We start from the raw sequence: 13,965 nt of genomic DNA, 5'->3' as shown, positions 1-13,965 counted from the left end.
ATTCCGAACACGAAGGTTAAGCCTATAGAGGCCGATGGTACTGCACGGGAGACTGTGTGGGAGAGTAGGTGGTTGCCAGGTCATGGATCTTTAGCTCAGTTGGTTAGAGCAACCGGCTCATAACCGGTAGGTCCGGGGTTCGAGTCCCTGAAGGTCCACCATTTTTGGGGGTATAGCTCAGTTGGGAGAGCACCTGCCTTGCACGCAGGGGGTCAGGAGTTCGAATCTCCTTACCTCCACCATTAAAGCTATGAACTTTGTTCATAGCTTTTTTTATTTTTTATTTTATTTCTTTAATGGTAAATTTATTACTTAATAAATTTAATATTTAAAAGAAAATAATTTGAAATTTTTTACTAATAAATATGTGTAAACTTCAGTTTAAAGTATTTTTACAAAAAATGAAGTATAAATATTTATATTTTATAGAAAATAATTATGTTTTTATTTATAATTATGTATGATGGTTAAATTTTGATTATTGTTATAAGTTTTATATTTAAAAAAACTCTAAGGGCTAGTTATAAGTATAAAATAAAGTGGTTAAATATTTAGTAAAAATTAGTATTTTATTTAATTCTTTAAGTTATACTTATTAAAATAATTCTATAACTTTAATGATTTAAAGTTATAGAATTATTTTATTAGGATTTTTTAATATGTAAGGGTTTAAATTTTTAATTGGGGTTGTAAGCTATATAAAATTAATTAAATAGTAAAAACTAATATTTATATAGTGAAATTATTGTTTTGGATTTATTTGCTTTTAGGAGGATTAAAAATGGGAAAACCTAAATTAAAAAAGGAAATAGGATTGTTTACTGCAACTGCTTTAGTTGTTGGAAACATGATGGGTTCTGGTATATTTATGCTTCCATCTAGTTTAGCTGGAGTATCAGGACCAGGAGCAACTATAATTGCATGGTTGTTAACAGGATTAGGTTCCTTAGTATTAGCATTAACTTTTGCTAACTTAGGTTCAAAAATTCCAAAGACAGGAGGAACATATGAGTATTCCAGATTAGCTTATGGAAATTTCATGGGATTCATGACTGCATGGCTATATTGGAATGGTTCATGGATTGGTAATGCAACTATATTTATAGTTATTACTACATATTTAGGGCAAGTTATTACTAGTTTAACTAATTCGCCTATAATAGGATTTTTATTCTGTACTGCACTTTTATGGATTTGTACATATATAAATATAAGAGGAACAAAGTTAGCAGGAACAGTAGCTTCTACTATAACTGTTTTTAAAATTTTATTATTTGTATTCTTTATAGTTGTTGGATTAATTTATTTCGATCCTTCTAATTTAACACCAATGTTTCCAGCAGGAAAAGGAATTTCTACTGTTCCAATAGCAGCTTCCTTAACTCTATGGGCATTTATGGGATTAGAAACTGCTTCTGTAGCAGGTGGAGAAATAAAAAATCCAGAAAAGAACGTAAAGAGAAGTACAATATTTGGAATGCTAATTAGTACAATATTATACATATTAATAAGTGTTGTAGCTATGGGAGCTATGAGTCAAAGTGAATTAGCTGCAAGCTCTGCACCAATTTCAGATATAATAGTTAAAGTATTAAATTTAAAAAGCTTAAATATTTTAAATATTGCTATAGCTATAAGTATTTTAGGTACTGCTATGGGATGGTTATTATCAACTGCTAGGGTTGGATATGCAGCGGGAGAAGATGGAATTTTCCCTAAAGTTTTTTCAAAGGTACATCCAAAATATAATACACCTCATGCAGCATTAATTATAGGTAGTATATTTATAAATATTATCTTTTTAATGAACTTTACAAAAGGATTATCAGGAGCTTACAATTTCATAGTTGTATTAGCAACTTTAAGTTATTTACCTATATATGCTATTTCTACTATAGCTGAAATTATTCTTGTAATAAGAGATGATAAAAAAGCTACTTTAAAGAAATACTTAGGTTTAATAGTTAGATGTTTAATTGGTTTTGCTTTTGCTATTTGGGCAATATATGCATCAGGAGCTGAGGTAGTAATGTATGGATTTATATTAATATTACTTGGAGTTCCTATTTACGGATATATGAGTATAAAAAAACACTTTCATAAAATGAATTTTGAGAATTAACAATTTTGTTATGTAATATTATAAATTTTATTATATAATAAATATAAGTTTTAAAATTTGGGTTATATAATTTATGGTAGAGAAAATTTTGTGGGGAGTGTATTGGGATGGCAAAAGTAGAAGAGTTAGAAGATGAATTAGTTAACTTAAAACTTAAAAAAAGAAATTTCATTTTAGCCAATAAAGATACAAAAGAGATTGATAATCTTATTAAAAAAATAGAAGAAGAAATTAAGAATTTAAATTAAAGTTTTTATATTAAAAGCTATGAAAGAATTTTTCTTTCATAGCTTTTATTTTTTTATATTCAATAAAAAAATTATAATGATTAGAACTTTTTAAATATTGTTTTGGTAAAAAAATACATTTAATATATTATTATATTTATTAAAATCTCTTTTATAAAGAAGTATTAAATATTTATTTGCTTGTAAAGATAAATTTTATTATATTAGATGTTTTGGAGGGAATTAATTTGATAAAAGTTTTATTTGCAGCCTCAGAGGCGAATCCATTTATAAAAACTGGCGGGTTAGGAGATGTAATGGGTGCTTTACCTAAGGAACTTAAAAAAAATGGATTAGATGTTAGGGTAATTCTTCCTAAGTATAGTTCTATAAAAAAAGAACTTTTAGAAAAGCTTAATTTTATTAAATGGTTTATGGTATCTGTAGGATGGAGAAAACAATATTGTGGAATATATGAATGTGAATTTGACGGAGTTATATATTATTTGTTAGATAATGAGTATTATTTCCATAGAGATAACATATATGGTGAATTTGATGACGGGGAGAGATTCGCTTTCTTTGATAGAGCGATTTTAGATACTCTAAAAGAAGTTAATTGGTGTCCTGATATAATACATTGTAATGATTGGCATACTGGAATGATTCCTGTACTTCATAAGTTAGAATATTCTAAAGAGGATTTTTATAGCAAAATAAAAACTATAACCTCAATTCATAATCTTTTATTCCAAGGAAATTTTCAAAAGGAATGTTTACCTGATTTTTTTGGATATGATTATGAACCTTTTAGAAATGGAAGTCTAGAATTTTATGGTGGAATTAGTTTCATGAAGGGAGCAATAAACTATAGTGATAGAGTTTTAACTGTAAGTGAAACTTATGCTAAGGAGATACAAAGTCCAAGTTATGGAGAAAATTTAGATGGGCTATTAAGGGAAAGAAATTACGCCCTTAAAGGAATAGTAAATGGAATAGATTATGATGAATTTAATCCAGAGAAGGATTCATTCATATATAAAAATTATTCTTTAAAAAACATAGAAGATAAAAAAGTAAATAAATTAGCACTTCAGAAAGAGTTAGGTTTACCATTAAATAAAGATGTTCCTATGATAAGTATAGTGTCTAGACTTACTAATCAAAAAGGATGTGATTTAATAGTAAACATAGCAAATAGACTTCTTCAAAGAGATGTTCAATTAGTTATATTGGGAACTGGAGATTTTAATTATGAAAATCATTTTAAGGGGTTACAGGAGTTATATAAAAATAAAGTGTCAGTTAATATAAAATTTGATAATGCATTATCTCATAGAATATACGCATCTTCTGACATGTTTTTAATGCCTTCTTTATTTGAGCCTTGTGGACTTGGGCAACTTATAGCTTTAAGATACGGTGCTATTCCAATAGTTAGAGAAACAGGTGGATTAAAAGACACAATTATTCACTATGATAAATATAATAAAAAGGGCAATGGTTTTACTTTTGTAGACTATAACCATAATTGTCTTATGAATTCTATAGAAGAAGCCTTAGAAACATTTAAAGATAAGGAAGCTTGGGAAAATCTTATTGTTAATTGTATGAATTCTGATAATAGTTGGAATAAATCTGCAAAGAAATATGAGATTTTATATAAGGAGCTTTTAAGTTAATTTTAATAATATTTGTAGGAGGCGAGTAAATGCTATCTATAAATAAGGAAAATTTTAAGAGAGATTATAAGAAAAAGTTTTTAGAACTTCATGGTATTGAACTTGAAGAAGGTAAAAGCTTTCATAAGTACGAAGCTCTTGGATCCTTAGTTAGAGATTACATTGCAGAAGATTTAGTAAATACAAAAAAGAAGTATGAGAAGTCAAAACAAAAGCAGGTTTACTATTTTTCTATGGAGTTTTTATTAGGAAGACTTTTAGGTGATGCCTTATTAAATCTAGGCATAAGAGAAATATGCAGAGAGGCTTTAAGTGAATTAAATATTGACTTAGATGAGTTAGAAGAATTTGAAAGCGACCAAGGTTTAGGAAATGGTGGATTAGGTAGACTAGCAGCTTGTTTTTTAGACTCAATGGCTTCTCTAAATATAGCTGGTCATGGATGTGGTATAAGATATAAGTATGGATTTTTTAATCAAAAAATAATTGATGGTTCTCAAGTTGAAACACCAGATAGTTGGCTTAAAAACGGAAATGTTTGGGAAGTTAAAAAAATTGATAAGGCTGAAATAGTTAAATTTGGTGGAGATATTAGATGTGAGAAGGTTAATGGAAGACTAAGCTTTACTCATGTAAACTACGAACCTATTTTAGCTGTTCCTTATGATACTCCTGTTGTTGGATATGAAAATAATGTTGTAAATAATTTAAGACTATGGAGTGCTGAGCCTGTAGATAATGAGTTTGATTTTTCTTACTTTAACAGAGGTCAATATTTAAAAGCTATAGAGTATAGAAATTCTGTTGAAGCAATATCACAGGTTTTGTATCCAGATGATTCAATGTATGAAGGAAAGCTTTTAAGACTTAAGCAACAATACTTTTTTGTATCTGCTGGTCTTCAAAGTATAGTTAGACATTATAAGAAAAATGGTGGGAAAATAAAAGAATTTGATGAATATGTAGCAATTCATATAAATGATACTCATCCAACTTTAGCAATCCCCGAGCTTATGAGAATTTTGTTAGATGAAGAAGGGCTTTCTTGGGAAAGTGCTATGAGAATAACTACAAATACAATATCTTATACAAATCATACTATTTTAGCAGAGGCTTTAGAGAAATGGCCAATAAATATGTTTAAAGAACTACTTCCTAGAATATATATGATAGTTAATGAAATGAATGAAAGATATTGTGCTGAACTTTGGAATAAATATATTGGACAATGGGATAAGATTTCTAAAATGGCTATAATAGGAGATGGTTTTGTTAGAATGGCTAACCTTGCTATAGTTGGAAGTCATAGTGTAAATGGTGTTGCAAAATTACACACAGAAATACTTAAGAAAAAAGAAATGAGTGATTTTTATTATCTTTACCCAAGTAAATTTAATAATAAAACAAATGGAATAGCACATAGAAGATGGTTATTAAAGAGTAACCCTGAGCTTACTAATCTTTTAAAAGAAACTATAGGTGAAAGTTTTATTAAGCATCCAACAGATATGGAGAATTTTGAAAAGTATGTAGATAATTCTTATGTTTTAGAAAGACTAGAAGAGATAAAAAGAAAAAATAAAGAAAATTTATCAAAGGTTATACTTCAAAGTAATGGTATTAAGGTTAATCCAAATTCAATTTTTGATGTTCAAGTTAAAAGAATACATGCTTATAAAAGACAAACTTTAAATTGTTTAAGAATAATGGAACTTTATAATAGATTAATAGAAAATCCTAATTTAGAAATAGTGCCTAGAACATTTATATTTGCAGGAAAGGCAGCACCAGCATATTATTTAGCAAAGAATACCATTGAATTAATAAATTCAGTTGCAAATAAAATAAATAATGACAAGAGGGTAAATGATAAAATTAAAGTTGTTTTCTTAGAAAATTATAGGGTTTCTCTTGCAGAAAAAATAATTCCAGCTACAGATTTAAGTGAGCAGATTTCAACAACTACTAAGGAGGCTTCAGGTACATCAAATATGAAATTTATGATGAATGGAGCACTTACTATAGCTACTCTAGATGGAGCTAATATAGAAATAAAGGATGAAGTTGGAAAGGATAATATAATAATTTTTGGGTTAACAGAAAATGAAGTTCTTGATTATTATCTAAGGGGAGGATATTCTGCTTGGGATGTGCGGAATAAGGATAATAGATTAATTAGGGTTACTGATGATTTAATTAATGGTTTTTATTCTAAGGATAAGGAAAAGTTTAGAAGTCTTTATGACAACTTATTAACCTATAATGATGAGTTTTTTGTTTTAAAAGATTTTGATTCATATTTAAAAGCCCAAGAAGAGGTAGATAGACTTTATAGAACTAATAAGGAGTGGCATAGAAAATGTGGAATAAATATAGCACACTCTGGTATTTTTTCATCAGACAGGACTATAAGTGAATATGCTACAGGTATATGGGGTTCTAAAGTTATATACAAAAATCTTTAATATAGAATTTTATAATAATTATTTAGTATTTATCTATTAAAGTTATAAAATTTTAACTAATCATAGGTATTTTATAAGATAAAAAATCATATTAATCCAATATATGGAGGTGGATAATATGATAAGAACAATAGTATGCCAAAAAGAGGGGTGTAATGGAAATACTTTTTATATAGACAACAATGATGGTGTAATGAAGGTTATATGTAAAGAGTGTGGTAGTGAATATGATTATGAGATTGAAAATAGCTCAGTTTTAAATTTATCAAATTGTTCAAATTGTAATAAGGATACATTTAAGGTTTTTAAGGATGCAGATAATAATAATATATATGCAAAGTGTACTTTTTGTGGAAATCCGCCAGAAAAAATTTTTATAGATGCTGATGGAAATCAGATTTCTTACGAAGGTAAAATTTTAAATGATGTAAAGGAAATTGTATATAGACTTGAGCAGAGAATGAATAATCTTGAGAGAGAAATAGAAAGTTTAGGAAATGGTCAAATATTAATAGAACAATCAATTGCATATATAAATCAGTTTTTAGCAGAGAATAAGTAAATTAAGTTTTTAGAGTACTAGCTTATTAAGGGTAGTACTCTTTATTTTTTTTATTTATATAAAAATTTAAATTAAAATTATTAAAGAGATTTAAAATAATTTTATTATAAGATTAAACTTGTTGTAAATTAATTTAAATAAACTATAAAGTTCAATAAAATTTATGTTATAATTTAAATATCCAATTAATGTAATAAAAGGTATAAAATGGGGGAGTGGCTTGTGGCGAAAAAAGAAATAGTTGCAATGATATTAGCAGGAGGGCAAGGTTCAAGGTTAGGAGTATTAACTAAGAATTTAGCCAAACCAGCAGTTCCTTTTGGGGGAAAGTATAGAATAATAGATTTTCCTCTAAGCAATTGTTCTAATTCAGGTATTTATACTGTAGGTGTTTTAACACAGTATAAGCCTTTAGAGTTAAATGAGCATATAGGTATTGGTGATACTTGGGACTTAGATAGAAGAGATGGAGGGGTTAGCATATTACCTCCTTATCAAAAAGAAAAAGGTGGAGATTGGTATAAAGGAACTGCTAATGCAATTTATCAAAATATTGAATTTATAGAAAGATATAATCCAGAATATGTTCTTATTTTATCAGGAGACCATATTTATAAAATGGATTACGATAAAATGTTAAATATGCATAAGGAGAAAAAAGCAGATGCTACTATAGCTGTAATAAATGTTCCTCTTAATGAAGCTAGTAGATTTGGAATAATGAATACAAGAGAAGATTTTTCAATATATGAATTTGAAGAAAAACCAAAAAATCCAAAGAGTACAAATGCTTCAATGGGAATATATATTTTCAACTGGAAAGTTTTAAAGAAATTTTTAGAAGAGGATGAGTTAGATAAAAGTTCAAGCAATGACTTTGGGAAAAACATAATTCCTAAAATGTTAAATGCAGGTAAGAGGCTTATAGCATATCCTTTTAAAGGTTACTGGAAGGATGTTGGAACTATAGAAAGTCTTTGGGAAGCTAATATGGATTTATTAAAATATGAAGATGAATTAAGTCTTTATGATAGTGAGTGGAGAATATATTCAGCAAACCCAGTAAGACCTGCTCAATTTATAGGAAAAGATGCAGAGATAAAATCATCTTTAATGGTAGAAGGTTGTATAGTTCATGGAAAGGTAGAAAATTCAGTTTTATTTCAAGGAGTTTATGTAGGAAAAAATGCAGTTATTAAAGATGCGGTTATAATGCCAAATACAAAAATAGAAGATGGAGTTTCAATAGAAAAAGCAATTATAGGAAGTGAGGCTATGGTAGGAAAAGGGTGTAAGATTGGAGATGGAGATAAAATTGCAGTTATAGCCTCTAAAGAAGTTTTAATAAAAAATAAAGAAATAATAGAAGAGGTTTCTATGGTAAGATAGTATTTTTGATTTTAGGGGGAGTAGTTTAATGAATAACTGTATAGGCATAATAAATCTTGATGAAAATGAAAGTAAAATTGGAGAGTTAGCAAAAAATAGACCTTTAGCAGCAGTTCCAATAGCAGGTAGATATAGAGTTATTGACTTTATATTATCTAATATGACTAATGCTGGAATAGAATCTTTAGGAATTTTAAGTAAAAATAAATCACGTTCATTAGTTGACCATTTAACTAATGGAAGACCATGGGATTTACACAGAAAAAGAGACGGGTTAAGAGTTTTTAACTTTGGAGAAAGAGATCCCTATTATGATGATATAACTAATCTTTATGAAAATTTAGATTTTCTAACTAAAAGTAGAAGAGAGTATGTGCTTATGGCTCCTTCATATATGATTTGTAATATGGATTTAAAGGAGGCATTAAAATATCATAAAGAAGAGGATAATGATGTTACCATAATATATAAAAGTGTTAGTGATGCAGAAGCTAATTTTATTGATTGTGATGTTTTAAATTTTGATGAAAATGGCTTTATAAAAAGTATAGGTAAGAATTTAGGAAGAGAAGAAAAGAGTAATATAAGTATGGAAATGTATATATTAAGAACAGACTTACTTATAGAAATAATATATGAGTGTATAAGATTAGGTTCTCACAGGAAATTTAAAAGTTATTTAAGTGCTTCTTTAGATAATATGAGAGTTAAAGGATTTGAATTTAAAGGGTATTTAAGTTGCGTAAATTCCTTAAAATCATATTACAAGGCTAACATGGATTTATTAAATGAAGAGATTTATAAAGAATTATTTATAGATAATGACCCTATATATACAAAATCTAGAGATGAAGGACCAACGCATTATACTAGAAATAGTAAGGTAACTAACTCTATTATAGCAAATGGCTCTTATATTGAAGGGGAAGTTGAAAACTGTATAATTGGAAGAAGGGTTTATGTAGGACCTGAATCTATTATAAAAAATTGTATTATAATGCAGGAAACTATTATAGGAGAATGTGCTTATTTAGATAAAATAATAACAGATAAAGCTGCTGTAATAAGAGATACAGAAAAGATTGTAGGACTTGATTATTGTCCTATGGTTTTAAGTAAACCTAATGTAATATAAACTTGAAATAAATCATAGTATCATTTAAATTTAAGTTATACAAAAGTAAAAAAGGAGATAATATGGATAATAAAAGAAAAAAAATAATTGCATGGATTTTGATGATACTATGGATGGCGTTTATATTTTTTATGTCAAATCAAGTTGGAGAGGTTTCTTCTAAACAAAGTGGGTTTGTAGTTAATTTATTTAGTATGCTTGGAATAGATTTAAATAGTAGTTTTGGAGAAATGTCCACTTATATCATAAGAAAAGGGGCACACTTTACAGAATATATGATACTTTATTTCTTAGCTTATAATCTTTTAAGGTTATATATAAATAAGAAAAAAGCATACTTCTATGCTTTAGTTATAGTATTTGTTTATGCCTGTAGTGATGAGTTTCATCAGTTATTTGTAGAGGGAAGAAGTGGACAATTTAAAGATGTTCTTATAGATACTTCTGGTGGTGCCTTTGGATTATTACTAACATTTTTAAAAAATAAATTTTTTAGTAGAAGATAGTATATTCTATAAATTAAAAGCTTACATATTACTAAAGTCTTTATTTTAGTAATTAGTAAGCTTTTTTTATAAAAGAGCAGAAAAAATTCTAGCAAAGCCTTCTACAAATTTATTAAACTTATTTGAGGTTTCATACTCTTCAATTTTAAAGTGTCTACATTTTAACAAGTCTTCAAAAAATAAAGAATCTATATTATTTGTTATATCTTTATCATATATAACTGTATTTATTTCATAGTTAAGTTCAAAACTTCTTATATCCATATTAGCAGTACCTAAGGTGCATATCTTACCATCTATTGTCATTGTTTTAGAGTGGATAAAAGAATTTTTATCATAAAGATAAACTTCAATACCACAATCCATAAGTTCAGAAAGATAACTTCTAGAAGCTTTATTCACCATTATATGGTCTGATTTTTCAGGAAAAATAATTTTAACATCAACTCCACTTAAAGAGGCAATTTTAAGTGCCTCCATTAAACTTGAAGGAGGAACAAAATAAGGAGTTGTTATATATATATTTTCTCTTGCATTCATTATCATTTTTAATATGCTTTGCATTATAGCAGGAAAGGTAGAGTCAGGACCACTTTTAACTAACTGCATAAGCACTTTTTTATGAACATTAGTGTTTTCAGGAAAATATCTATAAAATTCTTTATCATAAAAGGTATAGCTATTATTAGCTTTTTCTATAGTTATGAAATCATCTAGAAATACAGCTTGGAGAGCTAACACAAAATCTCCTTTTATTCTTAAATGAGTATCTCTCCAATATCCGAATTTTTTATTCTTTCCAAGGTATTCATCTCCTATGTTAATACCTCCTAGAAAGCCTACTTGTCCGTCTATTACGACTATTTTTCTGTGGTTTCTATAATTTATCTGGGTATTTATTATCTTTAGAAGAGGGGCTAAAAAGTAAGAATACATAACTACAGATACTCCAGCATTTTTTAATTCCTTAATATATGTTCTTTTTAAGCTACTTGAACCAACTTTATCAATAATAAATCTCACCTTAACACCTTCTAAGGATTTTTGTATTAATATATCCTTTATTTCATTTCCTATTTCGTCGCTATTTACTATATAGTACTCTAAGTGTATATGATGTTTTGCTTTAAGTAATTCTTCTTTTAAATCTTTAAATTTATCTACTCCATCTTTATAAATTTTTATATCATTATTTATAAAAATTGGTGAATCGCTATTAAAAGCTAATAGCTCCATTAAAGATACATACTGTTTTTCAGGATATTCATCTAAAATTGGACTTATTAAATCTTTTATTTTAGGGTCTATTCTGTCATTTAATTTATTTCTTTTCCAATTACGCCCTAAAAAAATATATAAAATTAATCCAATAGGAGGTAGAAGTGTTAGTATTAATAGCCATGCTATTGTTTTTTCAGGTTGTTTTCTTTCTAAAACAACAATAATTATAGATAAGATTACATTTATTATAAATGCTATATATAAAAAGGTGGTTGTATAGTTTATAATAATCCCTCCCTATAAATATAGTACTAAATATTATTTTAACATTAATTATTTCAATAACTACCAATTCTAAACAGTTTATAAAAAATATATTATAAAAATAAAAAAATAAAGTATTAAACTATATTAATTATGAAGCATAAAATAATATTATCAATAAAAATACAGTCAAATAGGGAGGTTTATTAAAAACAATAAAATTTCTTTAATGAAATAAAGTGAGAAAACTATCAGAAAATAAGCTTAATTATTAACATTTTGTTATAAAAAAGTAATTATATTGAAATATTATCAAAAAATGATATAATAAATTAAAATAATAATAAATTTTGATGATTGTTGTTGGGGCAAAATCAATAATCATTAAAAGGGGGTATATTAAATTTGAAGGCTACAAAAGGGGCTAGTAAAAAAAGTAGTGGAATATTAGGGTTTATAGAAAAGGTAGGAAATAAACTCCCTCATCCAGCTACTATCTTCGTAATACTTTGTTTAGCAGTTATAATCTTATCTCATTTTTTAGCATCTAAAGGTGTTTCAGTTACTTATGAAGGAATAGATAATGCAACAAAAGAAATTAAAGAAATTACAGTATCTGTTCAAAGTTTGCTAACAGCAGATGGGATAAGATATATATTTGAATCTTTAATAAGTAATTTTACAAGCTTTGCTGCACTAGGAACTGTTTTAGTTGCTATGTTAGGTGTTGGAGTAGCAGAGGGAACTGGACTTATAGGAACAGCTTTAAGAAGATTAGTTTTAAAGACACCAAAAAGCTTAGTAACTATGGTTGTTGTTTTTGCAGGCGTTATGTCAAGTATAGCTTCTGATGCTGGATATGTTGTTCTTGTTCCTTTAGGAGCTGTAATATTTATGAGCTGTGGAAGACATCCATTAGCTGGGATAGCAGCTGCTTTTGCAGGGGTTTCAGGTGGATTTAGTGCAAATCTTTTCCCAGGTCCTGTAGATGCTTTATTAGCTGGAATGACAACAGAAGGAGCGAGAATGTTTAATCCTTCATATACAGCATCACCAGTAGGAAACTGGTACTTTATAATGGCTTCAACTTTTGTAATAACTATAATAGGTACATTAGTTACAGAAAAAATAGTTGAACCTAGATTAGGAAAATACAAGGGAGAACTTATTGAAGGTGATGAAGATGCAATGAAACCTCTTGATAAAAAAGAAAAGAGAGGATTAAAATTTGCAGGACTATTTGCTTTAGTTGGTATTATAATAATAGGGATATTAGTTGTACCTCCTAATGGAATTTTAAGAAATCCAGAGACAGGCGAAATTTTAAGTTCACCTTTTATGAACTCTATAGTTGTATCTATTGCTTTTATATTCTTATTAGCAGGAGTTGGATATGGAATTGGTGCAGGTAAGATAAAAAATGATAAAGATATAATAGGTGAAATGAGTAAAACCATGTCTACAATGGGTTCATATATAGTCTTAGTATTTTTTGCAGCTCAATTCGTTGCATATTTTGGAAAAACAAATTTAGGAACTGTAATTGCTGTTAAAGGAGCAGAGTTTTTAAAGGCAACAGGAATTCAAGGAATACCTTTATTAGTAGGATTTATACTTGTAACAGCTTTTATAAATTTATTTATGGGTTCAGCCTCAGCGAAATGGGCTATAATGGCACCTATATTTGTTCCTATGCTTATGGGTGTTAGTATAAGTCCAGAGATGACACAAATGGCTTATAGAATAGGAGACTCTACAACAAATATAATATCTCCTCTTATGACTTATTTTGCATTAATTGTTTCATTTAGTGAAAAGTATGATAAAAAAGCTGGTATGGGTACAATGATATCTACAATGGTTCCTTATTCAGTATCATTATTGATAGGATGGACAATTTTATTAATGATTTGGTATGTATTTAAGTTACCTTTAGGACCAGGAGCGGGAATAATTATATAAATATAGATAATAATATATGATTTTAATATAAAATAAAAAACCATAGAAGGGATAAATATTTAGCCCTTCTATGGTTTTTTTATAAAATAGATATTAATTTAAATAAATTTATTTTATTAAAATGTAATAGATGTAATTTAATTCAATTAAAATAAAGAAAACAAAACCTGGTGTATCATCATAAGAAAAACATAGTAATTTGATGAATTTTATAGTATTTTAAAAATAAATATGATAAATAATAAAAAATATTATAAATTATATTTAGTAACATGGTAAGATAAATCTCGTCGCTAAGAGATGCGGAAACAACTTAACAAAATAAATTAAAAGTTTTGAAAAAAAGTTGTTGACAAAGTTTCAAAGTGATGTTAAACTAAGAAAGTCGCTTGAGGGCGACAAAGAAATGGTCTTTGAAAATTAAACAGAA

At 27.5% G+C, this 13,965-nt stretch carries 10 protein-coding genes, 2 tRNA genes and 1 rRNA gene; 12 read left to right on the top strand and 1 reads right to left on the bottom strand.

The window, feature by feature from the left end; all coding sequences use genetic code 11:
- From rrf to AC4FQV_RS11555, 11 genes are all read left to right on the top strand, one after another.
- Nucleotides 1–81: ribosomal RNA gene (rrf, locus tag AC4FQV_RS11605) — 5S ribosomal RNA — on the top strand; the annotation flags it as partial.
- Between the two features lie 3 nt (nt 82–84).
- Nucleotides 85–161: transfer RNA gene (locus tag AC4FQV_RS11600), tRNA-Ile, on the top strand.
- 5 nt (nt 162–166) lie between these two features.
- Nucleotides 167–242 (top strand) — tRNA-Ala (locus AC4FQV_RS11595).
- A 539-nt stretch (nt 243–781) separates the two neighbouring features.
- On the top strand, nt 782–2,122 hold the full coding sequence (locus AC4FQV_RS11590; RefSeq protein ID WP_491165569.1) for an APC family permease: 1,341 nt from the start codon (nt 782–784) through the stop codon (nt 2,120–2,122).
- Between the two features lie 107 nt (nt 2,123–2,229).
- A complete protein-coding gene (locus AC4FQV_RS11585) occupies nt 2,230–2,370 on the top strand; it encodes a hypothetical protein (RefSeq protein ID WP_491140373.1) in 141 nt (46 codons plus the stop codon).
- Nucleotides 2,371–2,600: 230 nt separating this feature from the next.
- On the top strand, nt 2,601–4,031 hold the full coding sequence (glgA, locus tag AC4FQV_RS11580; RefSeq protein ID WP_491140380.1) for a glycogen synthase GlgA: 1,431 nt from the start codon (nt 2,601–2,603) through the stop codon (nt 4,029–4,031).
- Between the two features lie 29 nt (nt 4,032–4,060).
- Nucleotides 4,061–6,496 (top strand): glycogen/starch/alpha-glucan phosphorylase, encoded by a 2,436-nt coding sequence (locus AC4FQV_RS11575; RefSeq protein ID WP_491140374.1) that lies wholly within the window; start codon nt 4,061–4,063, stop codon nt 6,494–6,496.
- 118 nt (nt 6,497–6,614) lie between these two features.
- On the top strand, nt 6,615–7,058 hold the full coding sequence (locus AC4FQV_RS11570) for a hypothetical protein (protein WP_491165568.1): 444 nt from the start codon (nt 6,615–6,617) through the stop codon (nt 7,056–7,058).
- A gap of 222 nt (nt 7,059–7,280) precedes the next feature.
- Nucleotides 7,281–8,447 carry a glucose-1-phosphate adenylyltransferase gene (locus AC4FQV_RS11565; RefSeq protein WP_491140376.1) on the top strand — a complete coding sequence of 389 codons (1,167 nt, stop codon included), beginning with the start codon at nt 7,281–7,283 and terminating at the stop codon, nt 8,445–8,447.
- 28 nt (nt 8,448–8,475) lie between these two features.
- Nucleotides 8,476–9,582, top strand: a complete 1,107-nt coding sequence (gene glgD / locus AC4FQV_RS11560; protein ID WP_491140377.1) for a glucose-1-phosphate adenylyltransferase subunit GlgD — start codon at nt 8,476–8,478, stop codon at nt 9,580–9,582.
- A gap of 62 nt (nt 9,583–9,644) precedes the next feature.
- Nucleotides 9,645–10,088 carry a VanZ family protein gene (locus AC4FQV_RS11555; RefSeq protein WP_491140378.1) on the top strand — a complete coding sequence of 148 codons (444 nt, stop codon included), beginning with the start codon at nt 9,645–9,647 and terminating at the stop codon, nt 10,086–10,088.
- A gap of 66 nt (nt 10,089–10,154) precedes the next feature.
- Here AC4FQV_RS11555 and cls read toward each other — a convergent pair whose 3' ends face one another.
- Nucleotides 10,155–11,597 carry a cardiolipin synthase gene (cls, locus tag AC4FQV_RS11550; RefSeq protein WP_491165570.1) on the bottom strand — a complete coding sequence of 481 codons (1,443 nt, stop codon included), beginning with the start codon at nt 11,595–11,597 and terminating at the stop codon, nt 10,155–10,157.
- Nucleotides 11,598–11,978: 381 nt separating this feature from the next.
- Here cls and AC4FQV_RS11545 point away from each other — a divergent pair, with 381 nt between their 5' ends.
- Complete coding sequence (locus AC4FQV_RS11545; RefSeq protein ID WP_491140379.1) at nt 11,979–13,535, top strand: AbgT family transporter; 1,557 nt, start codon at nt 11,979–11,981, stop codon at nt 13,533–13,535.
- Nucleotides 13,536–13,965 lie beyond the last annotated feature (430 nt).

It is taken from the genome of Clostridium sp. TJA038 (assembly GCF_058310255.1).
The sequence above is the reverse complement of the archived record's forward strand: the minus strand, read 5'-3'. Positions and strand labels throughout refer to the sequence as shown.